Origin of the sequence: Paenarthrobacter sp. MSM-2-10-13 (assembly GCF_011605365.1) — a bacterium.
Taxonomy (GTDB): domain Bacteria; phylum Actinomycetota; class Actinomycetes; order Actinomycetales; family Micrococcaceae; genus Arthrobacter.
Window position 1 is genome coordinate 21274 of the sequence record NZ_JAAOXO010000012.1, and the last position, 19220, is coordinate 40493.

16 protein-coding genes, 1 tRNA gene and 1 pseudogene are annotated in these 19220 nt (G+C 62.4%); 15 read left to right on the plus strand and 3 right to left on the minus strand.

Going from position 1 to position 19220, the window contains the following annotated elements; all coding sequences use genetic code 11:
• Positions 1-6: 6 nt before the first annotated feature.
• The 8 genes and pseudogenes from HAV21_RS18640 (at position 7) to HAV21_RS18675 (ending at position 7287) form a co-directional block, all read left to right on the plus strand.
• Positions 7-945, plus strand: a complete 939-nt coding sequence (locus HAV21_RS18640) for a ScpA family protein (RefSeq protein ID WP_166842723.1) — start codon at positions 7-9, stop codon at positions 943-945.
• Positions 929-1594, plus strand: coding sequence for an SMC-Scp complex subunit ScpB (locus HAV21_RS18645; RefSeq protein ID WP_208097132.1), 666 nt, complete (start codon positions 929-931; stop codon positions 1592-1594). Before HAV21_RS18640 ends, HAV21_RS18645 begins: the two co-directional genes overlap by 17 nt.
• A gap of 151 nt (positions 1595-1745) precedes the next feature.
• Positions 1746-2960: a pseudouridine synthase gene (locus HAV21_RS18650; protein WP_166842724.1), complete on the plus strand. Its 1215-nt coding sequence runs from the start codon at positions 1746-1748 to the stop codon at positions 2958-2960.
• Between the two features lie 3 nt (positions 2961-2963).
• On the plus strand, positions 2964-4070 hold the full coding sequence (locus HAV21_RS18655; protein ID WP_166842725.1) for a prephenate dehydrogenase: 1107 nt from the start codon (positions 2964-2966) through the stop codon (positions 4068-4070).
• Positions 4070-4783 (plus strand): (d)CMP kinase, encoded by a 714-nt coding sequence (cmk, locus tag HAV21_RS18660; RefSeq protein ID WP_166842726.1) that lies wholly within the window; start codon positions 4070-4072, stop codon positions 4781-4783. The genes HAV21_RS18655 and cmk overlap by 1 nt, the downstream gene beginning before the upstream one ends.
• Positions 4773-5508: pseudogene (locus tag HAV21_RS18665) on the plus strand (lysophospholipid acyltransferase family protein). Before cmk ends, HAV21_RS18665 begins: the two are co-directional and overlap by 11 nt.
• Positions 5509-5518: 10 nt before the next feature.
• Entirely contained in the window at positions 5519-7069 is a 1551-nt protein-coding gene (gene der / locus HAV21_RS18670; protein ID WP_024820440.1) for a ribosome biogenesis GTPase Der, read from the plus strand.
• Between the two features lie 141 nt (positions 7070-7210).
• Positions 7211-7287: transfer RNA gene (locus HAV21_RS18675), tRNA-Pro, on the plus strand.
• A gap of 125 nt (positions 7288-7412) precedes the next feature.
• On the opposite strand, the gene HAV21_RS18680 is transcribed toward HAV21_RS18675, so the two are convergent.
• Positions 7413-7859 (minus strand): MarR family transcriptional regulator, encoded by a 447-nt coding sequence (locus HAV21_RS18680; RefSeq protein WP_166842727.1) that lies wholly within the window; start codon positions 7857-7859, stop codon positions 7413-7415.
• 173 nt (positions 7860-8032) lie between these two features.
• Between HAV21_RS18680 and HAV21_RS18685 the strand changes: the two genes are divergently transcribed.
• The 6 genes from HAV21_RS18685 (at position 8033) to HAV21_RS18710 (ending at position 12598) form a co-directional block, all read left to right on the plus strand.
• Complete coding sequence (locus HAV21_RS18685; RefSeq protein ID WP_166842728.1) at positions 8033-9241, plus strand: MFS transporter; 1209 nt, start codon at positions 8033-8035, stop codon at positions 9239-9241.
• A gap of 289 nt (positions 9242-9530) precedes the next feature.
• Positions 9531-9917 (plus strand): glycine cleavage system protein GcvH, encoded by a 387-nt coding sequence (gene gcvH, locus HAV21_RS18690; protein WP_011774387.1) that lies wholly within the window; start codon positions 9531-9533, stop codon positions 9915-9917.
• 136 nt (positions 9918-10053) lie between these two features.
• Entirely contained in the window at positions 10054-10530 is a 477-nt protein-coding gene (locus HAV21_RS18695) for an FHA domain-containing protein (RefSeq protein WP_142939555.1), read from the plus strand.
• Between the two features lie 20 nt (positions 10531-10550).
• On the plus strand, positions 10551-11267 hold the full coding sequence (locus HAV21_RS18700) for a MerR family transcriptional regulator (protein WP_166842729.1): 717 nt from the start codon (positions 10551-10553) through the stop codon (positions 11265-11267).
• Entirely contained in the window at positions 11267-11770 is a 504-nt protein-coding gene (locus tag HAV21_RS18705; RefSeq protein ID WP_017200817.1) for a bifunctional nuclease family protein, read from the plus strand. Before HAV21_RS18700 ends, HAV21_RS18705 begins: the two co-directional genes overlap by 1 nt.
• A gap of 234 nt (positions 11771-12004) precedes the next feature.
• Positions 12005-12598 (plus strand): MerR family transcriptional regulator, encoded by a 594-nt coding sequence (locus tag HAV21_RS18710; protein ID WP_142939553.1) that lies wholly within the window; start codon positions 12005-12007, stop codon positions 12596-12598.
• A 118-nt stretch (positions 12599-12716) separates the two neighbouring features.
• Here HAV21_RS18710 and HAV21_RS18715 read toward each other — a convergent pair whose 3' ends face one another.
• Positions 12717-13526, minus strand: coding sequence for a ParA family protein (locus tag HAV21_RS18715; RefSeq protein ID WP_142939552.1), 810 nt, complete (start codon positions 13524-13526; stop codon positions 12717-12719).
• Positions 13527-13829: 303 nt separating this feature from the next.
• Here HAV21_RS18715 and HAV21_RS18720 point away from each other — a divergent pair, with 303 nt between their 5' ends.
• The gene (locus HAV21_RS18720; RefSeq protein WP_166842730.1) at positions 13830-17225 is read left to right on the plus strand and encodes a pyruvate carboxylase; all 3396 of its coding nucleotides are present in this window, start codon (positions 13830-13832) and stop codon (positions 17223-17225) included.
• A 65-nt stretch (positions 17226-17290) separates the two neighbouring features.
• Here the strand turns inward: HAV21_RS18720 and HAV21_RS18725 are convergent, their stop codons facing one another.
• Entirely contained in the window at positions 17291-19102 is a 1812-nt protein-coding gene (locus HAV21_RS18725) for a long-chain fatty acid--CoA ligase (protein ID WP_142939550.1), read from the minus strand.
• Positions 19103-19220: the final 118 nt, after the last annotated feature.

Here is a 19220-nt window from a genome sequence, read left to right on the forward strand (position 1 = left end):
CGGACGGTGGGACCGTCAATCGCTCATACCGCGGAAGCGGACCTGGCCTCGCCTTCTGCTACGGAAACGCCCGTACCGGCAGAAACGCCCGACGCCGGCACCTCCGAAGCCCGCAAAGCCGGCTTTGAGGTACGGCTCACTAACTTCACGGGACCCTTTGATTTACTGCTCGGCCTTATTTCCAAGCACAAGCTGGATATCACCGAGGTGGCGCTAGCCACGGTCACTGATGAGTTCATCAAGTACATCAGGCGTCTCCAGGAGCTGGGGGAGGACTGGGCGCTGGATGAAGCCAGCGAGTTCCTGGTGATTGCCGCAACACTGCTCGACTTGAAGGCGGCGCGCCTTCTGCCGGCCGGTGAAGTGGAGGACGCTGAGGACATTGCCCTTCTGGAAGCAAGGGACCTGCTGTTCGCCCGCCTCCTGCAGTACAAGGCATTCAAGCAGATCGCCGGGATCCTGGGAGAGACGCTGGAGCAGGAAGCCCGGAGGTATCCCCGCCAGGTTGCCCTTGAAGGCCATTTCGCCGCGTTGCTCCCGGAACTGGTGTGGCGGCACACCCCGGAGCAATTCGCCGAACTTGCCGCTAAAGCACTCAAACCCAAGGATTCCGCGCCGGCCGAAGTTGGCTTGGAACACCTCCACGCTCCGCCGGTCAGCGTCAAGGAGCAGGCCGAGATCATGGGCTACCGCTTGAAGCTTGGCGCGCCCTTGTCTTTCAAAACCTTGATCGCAGATGCCGAGACCACCTTAGTGGTGGTGGCGCGCTTCCTGGCGTTGCTGGAAATGTTCCGTGACAGGGTGGTGGCCTTCGAGCAGCCCGAGCCGTTGGCTGAGTTGACGGTTCGATGGACAGGCGATGACGCCGGCTGGGACAGTTCCAGCCTGAGCGAGGAGTACGGGCCTGAAGCAGGAACAGGAAGCGGGGATGGCGCCAGTGAATGAGCAGGAAACGGTGCAGGACGGGCTGGCAGAGCTGGAAGCTTTGCCCGGCGGTGCGCGTGCAGCGTTGGAAGCTGTCCTCATGGTGATCGATGAGCCGGCCACTTCGGAGGAGCTGGCGGCCGGGCTCAACGTGACGGTGGCCGTCGTCGAGGATTTGCTGCAGGACCTGCAGCGGGAGTATAGCGGCTATACTGTTAAAGCCCCGGACGTGGATGCTGTCGGCTTTGCCGATGCCAGCACTGCACCCCGGGGTTTTGAATTGCGGAACGTCGCCGGTGGGTGGCGGATCTATTCACGGGCGGAATTTTCCGACGTCGTGGGCAGATTCGTCCTCGAAGGGCAGACCACCAGGCTGACTCAGGCAGCGCTTGAGACGCTGGCGGTCATTGCCTACCGGCAACCGGTCTCAAGGGCCCGGGTGTCCGCCATTCGCGGCGTCAACGTAGATTCCGTGGTCCGGACTCTTACCCAACGTGGTTTGATCGAGGACTCCGGAAACGATCCCGAGTCGGGGGCTGTCCTCTACAGGACAACCTCGTACTTCCTTGAACGGATGGGCATCGGCTCGGTGGCTGAACTGCCACAGCTCTCCCCGCACCTTCCTGGCTTGGAAGGCATCGAGGAGTACTACGACGCCAGCCGGATGTAGCCACGGCCAACACCGGCACTGCAAGAGAACTTAATACTGATTCACGGCGCCACATCAAGGCGCACAGCGACAAGGGGCAGACGATGTCTGCCCGGCTGGCTAGTGTTGATTTCAACACCCATTGCCGGCCATTACTACACAAGGACGGGTCATGACACAGGCGGGACGCCAGAGTTCACCACGTAACGGTTCGGGACGAAACAGTTCCGGACGCAATGAGGCCAAGGGAAGCGGCACGGGCCGCTCCAACGCCGGCGGCTTCTCAGGCCGCGGCGGCAGCGCCGGCGCTGGAAAGCGCAACTTCTCACAGGGCGAGGGCCGCCCCTTTAAGGCTCCGAAGCCGCGTGAAGCGGCACCTTTCGATCCTGACAACCCCACATCAGCGGGCGATTACGACCGCGGCCAGGCAGCAAGGCCCGCTAAGCCCTTCCGCAAGCCCGGCTCCAACAAGCCCGGCTTTGGCAAGGCACCCGGCACTCCCGGTGCCATCAAGCCCAAGGCAAAGCCGGCACGGCAGTATGGCTCCAAGGCCTTCGGCAGCGAACGCTTCGGCCAGAACCTGGGCCCCATCCGCAAGCCGGCCCGCAACCGCGGCCCGCGCCAGGAAGTGCCCCAGTCCGATCTCCACGATGCTGACGGCGTACGCCTGCAGAAGGTCATGGCGCAGGCAGGCGTGGCCTCACGCCGCGTGTGCGAGGAAATGATCCTCGAAGGCCGCGTCGAGGTTGACGGTGTGGTCACCACCGAACTTGGTATGCGCGTTGATCCTACGGCGGCTGTGATCCACGTTGATGGCATCCGGATCCAGCTCGACGACACCCTGGTCTACATGGTCTTCAACAAGCCCAAGGGCGTTGTTTCCACCATGGAGGACCCCGAAGGCCGTCCCTGCATCAGCGACTTCCTCAAGAACAACAAGAACAAGGGCGAACGCCTGTTCCACGTCGGCCGCTTGGACGTCGCCACTGAGGGGCTGCTGCTCCTGACCAACGACGGCGAACTGGCCAACCGATTGACGCACCCTTCGTACGAGGTGCCTAAGACGTACCTGGTCCAGGTGCGTGGCCCCTTCCCGCAAGGCGTGGGCGCAAAGCTGAAGAACGGCGTCGAGCTCGAAGACGGCGTTGCTGCAGTGGACTCCTTCCGCCTGGTTGACTCAACTCCCGGCCACGTCCTGATTGAGGTTGTCCTGCACTCGGGCAAGAACCGTATTGTGCGCCGCATGTTCGACGCCGTCGGATTCCCCGTGGAGCGTCTTGTTCGCGTCAAGGTTGGTCCTATCGGCTTGGGCGACCAGCGCCAGGGCAGCATCCGCAACCTCGGCAGGCAGGAAGTCGGACACCTCCTGGCATCGGTGGGACTCTAAGGCATGTCGGCATTCGGTACGCACGGCCGGGGCCATCTTGATGGCCCGGTCGTCGTTCTCGGGACAGGTTTACTGGGGGCCAGCATCGGTTTGGGTCTGCGCGGACGGGGAGTTCCCGTGTACCTGTTTGATCCCTCGCCCACCAACCAGGCGGTGGCGGTGGACATCGGTGCGGGACGGCCACTGGGGGAGCTGGATGAACAACCCCAACTGGTAGTTGTCGCGGCCCCGCCGGACGTTACCGCCGACGTCGTGCAGAAGGCACTGGCGGATTACGCTTCAGCGGTGGTGGTTGATATTGCCAGCGTCAAGGCCACCATCCAGGCGCAGTTGCGGGAACGCGGCGTTGACCTCGCCCGCTACGTGGGTACCCACCCCATGGCAGGTAGGGAGAAGTCCGGTCCGGTTGCGGCCAGGGGAGAGCTTTTCACGTCCATGCCGTGGGTACTCTGCCCCTCCGAAGAAACCTCGGATGCTGCACTCCAAACCGCACGTTCGCTGGCGGGAGATCTGGGAGCAATTGTTTCCCAATTCACCGCCGACGAGCACGATGAAGCCGTGGCCTTGGTGTCTCACTTGCCGCAGATCATGTCCTCCCTTCTGGCGAGCCGTCTGCAGGGTACGCCGTTGCATGCCCTGTCCTTGGCGGGCAACGGACTCCGGGACACCACCCGCATTGCAGCCAGCGATCCCACCCTCTGGGTGCAGATCCTGGGCGGCAACGCGGAAAAGGTGGTTTCCATCCTGCATGGTGTGCGTGAGGACCTGAACCGTCTGATCGGCACCTTGGAAGAACCCCTCGCCCCCGGCGCGCGGCTGGACCTCGCCCAACTGATCAGTGAGGGCAATGCAGGCCAGGCCCGGATCCCGGGAAAGCACGGCGGACCTCCCCAGGCGTACTCGTGGCTCACCATCCTGGTGGATGATAAACCGGGCCAGATCGCGCACCTCCTCACGGAAATCGGTGAGATCGGTGTGAACCTCGAAGACCTTCGGCTGGACCATTCCTCCGGACAAAACGTGGGCATGGTGGAACTTTCCGTGCTTCCGAGCAAGCATGACCTCCTTGTTGAAGCTTTGACTGACCGTGGATGGCGGGTACTCCAGTAATGACGCGTGAATTCTTTGGCCCGGAGACAGTTGCCCGCCCCGGCAAGCCGCTCGTGATCGCGATCGACGGCCCATCGGGGTCCGGCAAGTCCAGCGTCAGCAAAGAAGTCGCCCGGCGCTTGAAGCTGGCGTACCTCGATACCGGTGCCATGTACCGTGCCCTGACCTGGTTCTGCCTTAAGACCGGCGTTGACCTTCAGGACGGTGCCGCGGTGGAACAGGCTTCCAAGATCATGCCGTTGGAGATCAGTACCACTACCGCCACGGAATATGTGGCGGTTGATGGCACGGACATCACGGACGAGATCCGGGATCCTTTGATCTCCTCGTCGGTCAGTGCTGTGGCCACCACGCTTGGTGCCCGCACCGAGCTGATCCGTCGCCAGCGTGAACTGATCGACCAGCACCACCGCCGCATGGTGGTGGAAGGACGTGACATCACCACCGTCGTCGTCCCCAATGCTGAGGTCCGCATGCTCTTGACCGCCAGTGAGGAAGCCAGGCTGCGGCGTCGTGGGATCCAGTTGGGCGGCACGCAAACCAAGGAGCAGCTCAAAGCCCAGGTGATCCAGCGTGACGCCAAGGACTCAACGGTGGTGAACTTCACCCAAGCCGCCGACGGAGTGGTGACGCTCGATTCCTCCGATCTGAACTTTGAGGAAACGGTGGAGACCGCGCTGGCGATCGTGAGCAAGGTTATTTATGGCGACTGAGACTCAGCTGCCCTCCGCCGGGAGCAGGTTGTGGAGCCGACCCGTTGGCTGGCTCCTGGACCACGTCATTTATCGGACCATCGTGGCGGGCAAAAGCAACGTCCCTGCGGCCGGACCGGTGGTATTCGCCGCGAACCACATCAGCTTCCTGGACGGGCCGGTGATGTTCGGCGCGTCGCCGCGTCCTATGCACATCCTGGTTAAGAAAGAGATGTTCAAGGGCTTCCTGGGCAAGGTTTTGCGAGGATCCGGACAGATCCCCGTGGACCGGGCCGGCGACCGCACCGCCCTGCATGTCGGCAAGAAACTGCTCGACGCCGGTCGTTGCGTAGGGATTCTTCCCGAAGGAACCCGGGGGGAGCGGCTCGGCAGAAAACATCAGCAACGGAGTTGCGTGGCTCGCCCTCACCACGGGAGCCACTGTTATACCGGTTGCCATCCTCGGAACCCGTCAGGATGATGAGCATCGCGACCATATCCCCAAACCACGCCGTAAGCTCCATGTGAGCTTCGGCGAACCCATCACGGTGAAGCGCCGGAAGGGCGAACCGGGGCGTGTTTCAATGGACAGGGCGGCTACGGAGATCCGTGAAGCCCTGGCCGGTCACGTCCAGGACGCCATCCGGGCCACAGGCCAGGGCCTTCCCCTGGAACCTGCGCCCGGTAAACCCACTTCGCAGCACCGCCACTCAGCAGTAGCCGGGACGCCGGCAGACCACCACTAAGGAAAGTGCAATGAGCGATACGACTCAAAAATCCGGCCTCCACGGAGCCGGCGACGACGAATACACGCCCACCGGCACCGACCAGGTGGCGGAAAACCTGGCGGCCCTGGACGACGACGAGGCAGAGCTCCGCGCGGCCACCCTCCGGGCAGGCCTGGAGGACTACGAGCTCGACGAAGAAGACGCCGCGCTGCTCAGCGGTGAATATGGCGATGAGGGCGACGAAGGTCCCCTCAAGCTGGACCCGGTCCTGGCCATCATCGGACGCCCGAACGTGGGTAAGTCCACCTTGGTTAACCGCATCCTTGGCCGCCGCGAAGCCGTTGTTGAGGACACCCCGGGTGTAACCCGCGACCGCGTCATGTACTCGGCCCGTTGGAACGGCCGCAACTTCACCCTGGTGGACACCGGCGGTTGGGAGCACGACGCCAAGGGCATCCACGCCCGCGTAGCTGAACAGGCCGAAATGGCCGTGGAGCTTGCCGACGCCGTACTGTTCGTCGTGGACTCCGCCGTTGGCGCTACGGCCACGGACGAGGGCGTCATGAAGATGCTCCGCAAGAGCAAGAAGCCGGTCATCATGGTGGCCAACAAGGTGGACGACTTCGCCCAGGAAGCTGATTCTGCTGCACTGTGGGGCTTGGGCTTTGGCCAGCCATATCCGGTTTCGGCCCTCCACGGACGCGGGGTCGCCGACCTTCTGGACCACGTCATGGACACCCTGCCCGAGTTCTCCCTGGTGGACGGTGTGGAGCGTTCAGGCGGTCCTCGCCGCATCGCCCTGATTGGTCGCCCGAACGTGGGTAAGTCCTCCCTGCTCAATAAGCTCGCGGGCTCCGAGCGCGTCGTGGTGGATCCGCTGGCCGGTACTACGCGTGACCCGGTTGACGAGTTCATCGAACTTGGCGACCGCACGTGGCGCTTCGTAGACACCGCGGGTATCCGCCGCCGCCAGCACATGGCACAGGGCGCAGATTTCTACGCCTCCCTGCGCACGCAGGCCGCGCTCGAGAAGGCGGAGGTCGCCGTCGTGCTTCTTGCCGTCGATGAGGTCCTCAGCGAGCAGGATGTCCGCATCCTGCAGTTGGCCATCGAGTCCGGCCGTGCCCTGGTTCTGGCCTTCAATAAGTGGGACCTGCTGGACGATGAACGCCGTCGTTACCTCGAACGCGAAATCGAGCAGGACCTTGCCCACGTTGAATGGGCTCCCCGCGTGAACATTTCGGCCAAGACCGGCTGGCACAAAGACCGCCTGGTCCCTGCGCTGGATATCGCACTGGAGAGCTGGGACCGCCGCATTCCCACTGGACGCCTGAACGCGTTCCTGGGCGAGCTCGTGGCAGCGCACCCGCACCCGGTCCGTGGCGGCAAGCAGCCGCGCATCCTCTTTGGCACCCAGGCATCCAGCCGCCCGCCGAAGTTCGTGCTGTTCACCACCGGCTTCCTGGACCCCGGATACCGTCGCTTCATCACCCGCCGCCTCCGCGAAACGTTCGGCTTTGAGGGCACGCCCATCGAGGTCAACATGCGCGTGCGCGAAAAGCGTGGCAAGAAGCGCTAAATGAGACGGGCATCACAGCCCACTTTGGCTGTGATGGCGTCTCCGACCTCCAACTTCGTGTAAGCTTTTGGAGGTGGTTCGGCCGGACTGCTTAGGTGAGACTCTTCGGAGGAAAACTTAGGCGGAGAACGGTGGAACCAGCGGGCTGTAGCGCAGCTTGGTAGCGCACTTGACTGGGGGTCAAGGGGTCGCAGGTTCAAATCCTGTCAGCCCGACCATAAAGGCCGGAATCACGTGGAAACACGATGATTCCGGCCTTTGGTCGTTAATGGCGCATCCCGGCCTTGTTCGATTCCCTCGCCGTTGAGCGCCGGAGAATTCGGGCAAGGCCGGGGGAGTTGGGCTAGACCGCCTGCAATGCGCCCAGTGCCCGCACCAGGGGCTCAAGTTCGGGCACGGTGGCGGCGGCCTCAAGAGCGGAGGCCAGGGTCTGGTCATGCACGGGCTTTGCTGCTTCCAGGAGCTTCTGGCCGGGAAGTGTCAGCTCGGTATAGATGCCGCGGCGGTCGTCCGCACACAGGATGCGGGTGAGCAGGCCGCGGTCCTCAAGCCGGTTGACCAAGCGGGTGGTGGCGCTGCTGGAGAGCGCTGTGGCCCGGGCCAGTTGCTGCATCCGCATGTGCCAGCCGTCCTGGCGGCTGAGCGCGTCCAGCACTGTGTACTCCACTACCGACAGGTCGCTCGACGCCTGGAGGGCCTTCTCGAGCTCCGTTTCGATGCTCCCGTGCAGGGCCGCAAGGGTGCGCCACCCCTGTGCCCGTACTTCGACGGCGTCATCCTTGATGCCCATGTGTCCTGTGCTCCTGACTCGATGTCCTGTGAATCGCGACGCATGGCAAAGTAGTTGCTTGCGCAAGTACCTAGCGTGTGCAACTATATATGAAGCGTCTGCAACTATTATTCTACGGTTCCCGTCGACGCACTTCCACTTTTGGCCGGAACCGATCATTTAAGGAGCTCCACATGCCCGCAGGGTTGATTGCCCTTGCCCTCGGCGGATTCGGCATCGGACTGACCGAATTCGTGATTATGGGCCTCTTGCCGGAAGTTGCTGCCGACTTCCAGGTCAGCGAGGCTTCTGCCGGCTGGTTCATCTCCGGCTATGCCCTCAGCGTCACAGTTGGTGCGCTTCTGGTGACGGCTGCTGTGACCAGGCTGCCGCGCAAGCCGGTTCTCATTGGCTTGCTCGTCTTGTTCATCGCCGGCAACTTCTTCTCCGCCGTTGCTGACAGCTACGCGGCCATGATGATTGGCCGTGTGGTCGCTGCGCTGTGCCACGGCGCGTTCTTCGGTATCGGTTCGGTGGTAGCAGCGAGCCTGGTACCGTCCCACAAGAAGGCCGGAGCCATCGCCATCATGTTCACGGGCCTTACCGCGGCCAACGTCCTCGGCGTTCCCTTCGGTACGCTGCTTGGTCAGAACTTCGGCTGGCGCTCAACTTTCTGGGCGATCACCGCCATCGGAGTTGTAGCCCTGCTCGGCATCGCGCTGATGGTTCCCAAAGCCACCACGGAACCCACCAAGGGGCTCCGCAGCGAGTTGGGCGCCTTCAGGTCAGGACAAGTATGGCTCTCCATCATCGTGACCATCCTTGGATTTGGCGGCATGTTCGGGGCGTTCACCTACATTGCCTTCACTCTTACCGAGGTGTCCGGCTTCGAATCGGGGGCCGTGCCGTGGCTCCTGGTGCTCTTTGGTGGCGGTCTGTTCGTTGGCAACTTCCTGGGCGGCAAGGCCGCGGACAAAGCGTTGGACAAGTCGCTGATGGTGATCCTTTCCGGACTTGTGGCGGTGTTGATCTTCTTCGCCCTCACCGCTTCGAGCAGCATCGCAACCTTGGTGTCACTGGCGCTCATGGGCGGTTTCGGTTTTGCCACCGTCCCGGGGCTCCAAATGCGAGTGATGCATTTCGCCTCCACAGCACCCACGCTGGCGTCCGGTGCCAACATCGGTGCCTTTAATCTGGGGAATGCCCTCGGAGCCTGGCTCGGTGGGGTCACTATCAACGCAGGACTTGGCTATACCTCGCCCATCTGGGCTGGAGCCGGCATCACCCTTGCTGCCCTGCTGGTGATGCTGGCTGCGGCTGCAGCAGCACGGCGCGGGGGACCTGCGGCACCTGCTGTAACTCCCGACGTCGAACGCGAACCGCATGGGGCCACCATCGCCTGACGCCGGGGTTTGGTTTCGGGCTCCAAGGCCCGGCCGGGAAACAAAGAAGCCCGCCACGGACAATCCGTGGCGGGCTTCAATGCGTCTCAAGCGGTGTGAGGCGTGGTGACCTGGATTATTTACGCCCCAATTGCGCTTTTTCCGAGCTGGTACTTGTACTTGCTCGGTCATGGGTCAATCATGGCAGAGACCCCCAATAGGTACAGGGGAAATGTGCCTATACTTTCAGCGGTGGCCATCAGCACAGGCCGCCGTCGAGGTTCGTAAATGTCCCGATGAAAGGCCACCAGTGAGCAATATTCCGGAAGAACTTTCCTACACCGCAGAACACGAATGGGTGACCGCTCCAGATGCCGACGGCGTTGTGCGCATTGGCATCACCGATTTCGCGCAGGACGCATTGGGCGACGTCGTCTACGCCCAGATGCCCGAGCCTGGCACAAAAATCACCGGCAATGAGGTTGTTGGCGAGGTGGAGTCCACCAAAAGCGTCAGTGACATCTACGCTCCGGTGACCGGCGAAGTCACCAATCGAAATGACGCCCTGGACACTGATCCGGCGTTGATTAACTCCGACCCGTACGGCGAGGGATGGCTCATTGAAGTAAAGCTCGCAGAAGCTGATGCAGTGGATTCCCTGCTCAGTGCATCGGAGTACGAACAACAGGTAGGCTAAAGTTATCTGGCCCGTCAGGCTGCTTTCCATAAACCGGAAAGCGGGACGGCGGGCCAGCAACCGATTTGCCCGGCGGTACCGGGAGGCGGAAGTGCCGGCAGGGTTTGGAACTGCCGGCGGATGAGGAGGAAATTCCATGGTTGGCGGCGAACAGAATGAAGCCAATGTCGGGAACGGCGCGGAGGAACAGCCGTCGTCGGAGACCACCTCGATCAGCATTACGCCTACGTGGGACGAGCCGAGCATTGCGCCCAAGTTGGCACCTGAAGAGCGTGCGTCCGTAGACGCGCTTCCGCCGAACTCAGCCCTGCTCATAGCGCACAGCGGCCCCAATGCCGGTGCTCGTTTCCTGTTGGATGCGGACACCACCACGGCGGGACGTCACCCGGATGCTGACATCTTCCTGGACGACGTCACGGTATCGCGCAAGCACGTTCAGTTCATTAGGTCTGAGTCCGGTTTCGAGCTGGTGGATATGGGAAGCCTGAACGGTACATACGTCAATCACGACCGCGTGGACCGCGTGCAGCTGAAGACCGGCAGCGAGGTACAGATCGGCAAGTTCCGGTTGACCTACTACCTGAGCCCTGTTCGCGCAGCAGGCCAAGTCTGACGGGGTATCTGCCTGTGGCTATGGCCCAGCAGGACCGTCGCGGACCGCAGGTCCTGAATATCGGGGAAGTCCTTGCCCAGCTGAGTGAAGACTTTCCCGGTATGACGGCGTCCAAGATCCGGTTCCTTGAGGAAAAGGGACTCATCAATCCCAGGAGGACTCCTGCCGGCTACCGTCAGTATGCAGACAGCGATGTTGAGAGACTCCGCTTCGTCCTGGCCCTTCAGCGTGATCAGTATCTGCCGCTGAAGGTCATCAAGGACTATCTCGACGCAATCGATCGCGGCGAGAGGCCGGAGAATCTCCCTCCCGGTGTCACAGTGTCGCCCCGGGTGGTCTCTGCGGAAATGGCAGCGGAAGTGCAGGGGCGCGCCCGTGCCCTCACGGAAGAGCAGCTGCGTGCCGAGTCGGGCGCAAGCGTGCCGATGCTCGAATCATTGCTGAGCTTCGGGTTGATCAGTCACGTGGGTGGCAAGTTTGACGAACACGCCCTCCAGGTGGCGCGAGCCTGTGTGCAGTTGGAAGGCCACGGACTGGAGCCCCGGCACCTCAGGCCCTTCCAAGCTGCCGCTGAGCGGGAGTTCGGCCTGGTGGAGAGGGCTGTTGCCCCCTTGACCTCTCGACGGGATGCCGCGTCCCAGGCCCGGGCAGCTGAGGCTGCCCGGGAGATCAGTGATCTCTGCCTGACCCTGCACAGGGCCTTGGTGCACGACCGTATCTCACGGATGGACAGCTGATGATCGAAGTCGAAATCGTCGGGGTCCGGATCGAGCTGCCTTCCAATCAGCCGTTGGTGCTGCTTCGAGAGATCAACGGAGAACGCCACGTTCCCATCTGGATTGGAACTCCTGAAGCCAGCGCCATCGCCCTGGCGCAGCAGGGCGTTGTCCCGCCCCGGCCCATGACCCACGATCTCCTGGTGGACGTTGTGGAGTCCTTGGGGCACTCCATCATCAGCGTGAACATTGTGGCCGTGGAGGACAACATCTTCTATGGGCAACTGCAGTTCGACGACGGCACGGTGGTCAGTTCGCGCGCTTCTGACGCGTTGGCCTTGGCGCTGCGTGCCAAGTGCCGCATCTGGTGCGCAGATGCTGTGATGGAGGAAGCCGGCGTTCGTATCACTGAACACGATGAAGGCGAGGATTCGGAGCCGGATCCCGCGGTGGACGAAGAGCGCGAAATGCGCCGGTTCCGGGAGTTCCTGGACGACGTTGAACCGGAAGATTTCGAAGGCTGATCCACCCTAAGCCTAAAGTTGAGGGTGAAACTTTCGACACGACCGGATTTTGAGGCGAAGGTCTTTGACCTCGGCGCTCCACAGGCCTAACGTCGAAGTTATCAAGTTCCCGTTGCATACACTGCCTGCGCAAGTCACACTGGAAGGTGCGGACTTGCGGGAATTACACTGCTGCATTTCGCCGTTGTAACAGGTATGCACCGTCCCCAAGGGAACTGAGAACAAGGAGGTCACGTGAGTCCGAAAGGCGAAGCAGGCGAGCTGAAGCAGTCCTCTGCCGGCATTGCTGCGCCCGCATCCGGCGCCCAGGGTCTGCTCTTCACCGAGGACCTTCCTGTGCTGGACGAGGACGCGGGCTATCGCGGTCCCACTGCCTGCAAAGCGGCAGGCATCACCTACCGCCAATTGGACTACTGGGCGCGTACGGGCTTGGTTGAGCCCGCTGTCCGCGGTGCTGCCGGCTCCGGTTCGCAGCGGCTCTACGGCTTCCGCGACATCCTGGTGCTCAAGGTGGTCAAGCGCCTCCTTGATACCGGCGTGTCACTCCAACAGATCCGCACCGCGGTCGAACACCTCCGCGAGCGGGGCGTTGAGGACCTCGCGCAAATAACGCTGATGAGCGACGGTGCCAGCGTGTACGAATGTACATCTGCTGATGAGGTCATCGACCTCGTCCAGGGCGGACAAGGCGTCTTCGGCATAGCGGTGGGACGTGTATGGCGGGAAGTAGAAGGAAGCCTGGCCGCGTTGCCCAGTGAGCACGCTGGTGAGCAGTCCTTTCCCGACGACGAACTGGGCAAGCGACGCGTCGCGCGGCGTATCAGCTAACAGCTTGCCCGGGAATCAGAATTAGCGATCGAAGGCCTCGTCCCTGCAGGGACGAGGCCTTTTCGATGCTTAAGCGTGCTTGGTGGCGGCGCCTCATGGTGGCGGCAAACGCTGCCGGCTAGCGCTGGCGACGGTCCCGCACTGCGGATTGACCGGCCAGGAGGTTTTCGAGCAAGCCATCGAAGAGCTTGGCTGCGTTCTTTGCCGAGTCCCCGGGCCAGTGATGAACGGAGTGCGCTGCACCCTGGATCTGCTGCCAGTTGGCTTGCTCCGGAATGTGGGGTGTCAGCAGCAGTTCGCCGAACATGGATTCCATTTCAGCCAAGCGGAAGGTGTGCTCCACGGATCCGGTCCGAACCCGGTTCGCCACAATCCCTGCCGGGGCCAGGTTGGGAGCGAACTCCTGCCGGAAGAGCTGAATGGCGCGCATGGTACGCTCCGTGCCGGCAACTGAAAAAAGCCCAGGCTCGGCCACGAGGACTACCCGGTCGCTGGCGCTCCACGCCATGCGGGTCAGTCCGTTAAGGGAGGGCGGGCAGTCAATCAGGACGAGCTCGTAGTTGCTGGCACCTGCCAGCACCGCGGAAAGCCTGCGGAGGTCGCGCCTGCCCAAATCCGGGCGGTCGTAAATACCCGTGAAGGCCGAACCGACTGCGACGTCCAAGGTGCCGTTGCTTGAGCCGTTGGAAACCCAGCTGCTACCGGCCACATTGCCCGGCAAGTTGGCTTTCCGGGGGCTTTTCAGCATCCGGCCAATGTCCAATTGTCCGCCTGGCTGAACGCCAAGTGCCGTGGTGGCATCGGCGTGCGGATCGAGATCCACCACCAATGTGGATATTCCTGCTGCGAGGGCCGCGGACGCCAGACCGGTGGTTACGGACGTCTTTCCCACTCCACCCTTGAGGCTGCTGATGCTGACTACTTGCACTTGAAAACCCAAAACCTAACGCCGGTTGCCGTATCGCGCTGATTCGCTCCGGAAGCGCCGGAGCCGGGGCTTGCCGAAGCCCCCTCAACATCATATGGTGCATCGCGTCTGATTCCCGCTTTCTACGCGCCCGACCGCCCAGGGATCAGGTTCGCCACTAGCACGCCGTCGGATCGCGCGCACGCATATACAGCCCACATGACGAATCCTTTGTGATGGTTGCCACAAAGATTTGTGTTTGATGCTGGCGGCACTACACACTGTGACCACCGACCGATCCACCCGCAATGATGCAGGAGAAGTATGTTTTCGAAAATTCTGGTGGCCAATCGCGGCGAAATCGCGATCAGGGCGTTTCGCGCTGGTTATGAACTGGGCGCCAAGACCGTAGCTGTCTTTCCGCATGAGGACCGTAACTCGATCCACCGGCAGAAGGCCGACGAAGCTTACCTGATCGGCGAGGTGGGTCATCCCGTCCGCGCCTACCTGGACGTAGAGGAGGTTGTCCGCGTCGCCAAAGAAGCCGGCGCTGACGCCATTTACCCCGGCTACGGCTTCCTCTCCGAGAACCCGGACCTCGCCCGTGCTGCCAAGGCGGCAGGAATTACTTTTGTGGGTCCGCCGGCGGAGGTACTGGAGCTGGCCGGTAACAAGGTTGCCGCTTTGGAGGCCGCCCGCAAGGCCGGCGTCCCTGTCCTAAAGTCGAGCAAGCCCTCCAAGGACCTGGACGAGCTCATCGCCGCAGCCGACGAGATCGGCTTCCCGATCTTCGCCAAGGCCGTCGCCGGCGGTGGCGGCCGCGGAATGCGGCGCGTGGAGACGCGCGAGGCTCTCCCCGAAGCTTTGCAGTCCGCCATGCGCGAAGCTGATGCGGCTTTTGGTGATCCCACCATGTTCCTTGAGCAGGCAGTCCTGCGTCCCCGCCACATTGAAGTGCAGATCCTGGCTGACGCCGAAGGCAACGTCATGCACCTCTTTGAGCGCGACTGTTCGCTGCAGCGCCGTCACCAGAAAGTGGTGGAAATCGCTCCCGCGCCGAACCTGGATGAGAATATCCGCCAGGCCCTTTACCGCGATGCCGTTGCGTTCGCCAAGGCCCTGAACTACGTCAACGCCGGAACCGTGGAGTTCCTGGTGGACACGGAGGGGGAGCGGGCCGGACAGCACGTCTTCATTGAAATGAACCCCCGCATCCAGGTTGAGCACACCGTCACTGAGGAAATCACCGATGTGGACCTCGTCCAGGCACAGATGCGCATCGCTTCAGGGGAAACCCTCGCGGACCTGGGGCTGAGCCAGGACTCGGTGTTCATCAAGGGTGCTGCGCTGCAGTGCCGTATCACCACCGAGGATCCCTCCAACGGCTTCCGTCCTGACGTTGGAAAGATCACCGGCTACCGTTCTGCCGGTGGCGCCGGGGTCAGGCTCGACGGCGGTACGGTCTACTCGGGTGCCGAGATCAGCCCGCACTTCGACTCCATGCTGGTGAAGCTGACCTGCCGTGGCCGTGATTATCCTGCAGCCGTAGCCCGCGCACGTCGTGGTTTGGCTGAGTTCCGTATCCGTGGCGTGTCCACCAACATCCCGTTCCTGCAGGCGGTTCTTGCGGACCCGGACTTCAACGCCGGAAACGTGGCCACAGACTTCATCGACAAGCGCCCTGAGCTGCTCAAGTCACACATCTCTGCGGACCGCGGAACCAAGCTGCTGACGTGGCTTGCCGAGGTTACCGTGAACAAGCCAAACGGTGAACTCACAGTTCATTCGGACCCTGCCAGCAAGCTGCCCGCGATCGATGGCCCGGTTCCCACCTCGGGTTCCCGCCGGAAGTTGATTGAACTTGGGCCGGAAGGCTTCGCGAAGGCACTTCGTGAACAGCAGGCGCTGGCCGTCACGGACACCACCTTCCGTGACGCACACCAGTCCCTGCTGGCAACACGTGTCCGTACCCGCGATCTCGTGGCAGCAGGCCCGGCAGTGACGGCGCTGATGCCGGAGCTGCTTTCCGTGGAGGCATGGGGCGGGGCAACTTACGACGTCGCGCTCCGCTTCCTTGGTGAGGACCCGTGGGACCGTTTGGCTGCTTTGCGCAAGGCGTTGCCGAACACCTGTATCCAGATGCTGCTCCGCGGCCGCAACACTGTGGGCTACACCCCGTACCCGGAAGAAGTGACGGAGGCTTTCGTCAACGAGGCCGCCGCTACGGGCATCGACATCTTCCGCATCTTTGACGCCCTCAACGACGTCAACCAGATGGCCCCCGCCATCCGGGCTGTGCGTGCCACCGGGACGGCCGTTGCCGAAGTTGCCCTGTGCTACACCGGCAACCTTCTGGACCCTAACGAGGACCTGTACACCCTCGACTACTACCTGGACCTGGCCCAGAAGATCGTCGACGCCGGTGCTCACATCCTGGCCATCAAGGACATGGCGGGCCTCCTGCGTCCGGCCGCTGCCGCGAAGTTGGTGTCGGCGCTCCGTGAGCGCTTCGACCTGCCCGTGCACCTACACACGCACGACACCGCGGGTGGGCAGCTTGCAACCTTGCTGGCCGCTGTTGACGCTGGTGTGGACGCTGTTGACGTGGCAGCCGCGTCCTTGGCCGGCACCACCAGCCAACCTGCCGCGTCTGCATTGGTTGCAGCATTGGCCAACACGCCCCGCGATACCGGCCTGAGCTTGGCCAACGTTGGCGCACTGGAGCCCTACTGGGAAGCTGTTCGCCGTGTCTACGCTCCCTTCGAATCCGGCCTGCCGGGTCCCACAGGGCGCGTCTACCAGCACGAAATCCCCGGCGGCCAGTTGTCCAACCTTCGCCAGCAGGCCATCGCCCTGGGACTCGGGGAGCAGTTCGAGGCCATCGAGGACATGTACACGGCGGCCGACCGCATCCTTGGCCGCTTGGTGAAGGTCACACCGTCCTCCAAGGTGGTGGGCGATCTCGCGTTGCACCTCGTCGGACTCAACGCCGATCCCGCGGATTTCAACGAGAACCCGCAGAACTACGACATCCCGGATTCTGTCATTGGGTTCCTCTCCGGCGAACTCGGTGATCCTCCCGGAGGCTGGCCCGAGCCGTTCCGCACCAAGGCCCTTCAAGGCCGCAGCGTCAAGGTGCGCGACGTCGAGATCAGTGCCGAGGACAGTGCAGCGCTGAAGGGCGACTCCAAGACGCGACAGCACACGCTGAACCGTTTGCTCTTCGCCGGACCCACCAAGGATTACCTGAAGAGCGTGGACACCTACGGGAACATCTCCGTGCTGGATACCCGTGACTACCTGTACGGCCTCCAGCAGGGCGCAGAGCACGTCATCGAGTTGGAGAAGGGCGTTCGCCTCATTGCCCAGCTTGAGGCTGTCTCGGAAGCTGACGAGAAGGGCATGCGCACCGTGATGTGCACGCTCAACGGGCAGTCCCGACCGGTGGTTGTGCGTGACCGTTCAGTGGTCAGCAATGTCAAGGCAGCTGAGAAGGCGGATCCGGCACAGCCTGGTCAGGTTGCCGCCCCGTTTGCCGGCGCAGTTACCGTCACCGTCAAGGTGGGCGATGCCGTCAACGTCGGCGATACCGTTGCCACCATTGAAGCCATGAAGATGGAAGCTTCCATCACGGCGCCGGTTGCCGGCACGGTCTCGCGCCTTGCCATCTCCTCGGTAGAGCAGGTCCAGGGTGGGGACTTGCTGCTGGTGATCGGCTAGCAATCAGCACCAAAAAGTACCCCGTCCGGAATCCGGACGGGGTACTTTTTTGTGATTCGTTGTGGCTACGAAGCGCGGGGCGCTGTGTACATTTCCTCAATGACGGCGTCGAAGTCCTTCATGACCTGCGCACGCTTGACCTTGAGGGACGGCGTCAGGTGCCCTGAGGCTTCAGTGAAGTCCGCCGGGACGATCCTGAAGGACTTGATGGCCTCGGCCTGGGAAACGGACTGGTTGGCCTTGCTGATGAGCTCCTGGACTGCGGCCTTCACTACTGCGTGGTCAGTGGCTTCTGCAAGAGTGGTGCTTGCGGGCAGTCCGTGACGGTCCAGCCAGCCCGGGAGCGCTTCCTCATCCAGGGTGACCAAGGCACCGATGAACGGCCGGTTGTCGCCCACCACCAGAACCTGGGAAACCAAAGCATCCGCGCGGATCTGATCTTCCAGCAGGGCAGGAACCACGTTCTTCCCGCTGGCGGTAACTATGATTTCCTTCTTGCGGCCAGTGATCTTGAGGAAGCCGTTGTTGTCCAGTTCTCCAATGTCACCGGTACGGAACCAGCCGTCGGTGAACGTTTCGGCCGTCAGGTCTTCACGGTTGTAGTAGCCCCGCATGACGCAAACGCCCTTGGCAAGGATTTCGCCGTCGTCGGCAATCTTCACGGAGTTGCCCGGCAACGGGGCGCCGACGGTGCCGATCCTGATCATGGACGGCGTGTTCACCGAGATCGGGGCGGTGGTCTCCGTCAGGCCGTAGCCCTCCAGGATCTGCAGGCCGATGCCTTGGAAGAAGTGGCCCAGGCGTTCACCCAAGGGGCCGCCGCCTGAGACGGCGTGCGCGACATTACCGCCCATGGCGGCGCGGAGCTTCCCATAGACGAGTTTGTCGAAGACGGCATGCTTGAGCTTGAGCCCAAGACCCAGCGAACCGGCTTCGCGTGCCTTGGAGTAGGCGATTGCCGTATCCACTGCGCGGTGGAAGATGGCACCCTTGCCGCCGTCCTCCGCCTTGGTCAGTGCCGAGTTGTACACCTTCTCAAAGACCCTGGGTACAGCCAGGATGAACGTCGGCTGGAAGCTCTGCAGGTCAGCCAGCAGATTCTTGATATCCGGGGTATGTGCCACCTGGACGCCGCCGGCCACAGCCAGCACGGAAATAAAACGGGCGAAGACGTGGGCGAGGGGGAGGAACATGATGGTCTTGCCGGACTCGTTGATGATCTCAGGCAAGGATGCGCGGGCGTTTTCGGACAGTTCCACAAAGTTGCCGTGCGTCAACTCGCAGCCTTTGGGCCTGCCCGTCGTGCCGGAGGTGTAGATGATCGTTGCGAGATCCTTGAGGCCGGCCGATGAACGGCGGGACTCGAGTTCGTCGTCGGGGACGCCGGCGCCTGCAGCGCGTAGGGCGTCGAGTCCGGCGCCTTCAAGCTGCCAGACATTGGCCACGGACGTAATGTCCTCCGCGGCAACAGCCTGGCGGATGATGTCCTCGTGGTGGGCCGCTTCGCCGAAGGCGGCAACAGCCCCGGAGTCGCCGAGGTTCCATGCCACCTGTGAGGGAGAGGACGTTTCGTAGATCGGTACGGAAACAGCTCCGGCAAACCAAATGGCGAAGTCCACAAGGGACCACTCGTAGCGCGTACGGGACATGATGCCCACACGGTCGCCCACAGCAACGCCGCTGGCGATGAGTCCCTTTGCCAGAGCCCTGACGTCTGCAAGGAAGTCCTTGGCACGGATGTCCTGCCACTTTCCATCCTTATCCAGCTTGGAGAAAAGGGCAGGGTTGGACGCTTTCGCTGCCTCGCGGATCACGAAGTCCGTGATGTTGGTTTCCGGGGCAATATTCACAAGGGGAGGAACACTTATTTCACGCACGGTAGCTCCTTTGATATCCACGGGCCACGAGGGGCTGCTTTCACTCTAGTATGCCCGCTCGCGGTGGTGTGTTCTATTTCACCTACTGGCGAGTAACTTTACGGATCGGCAGTCATTT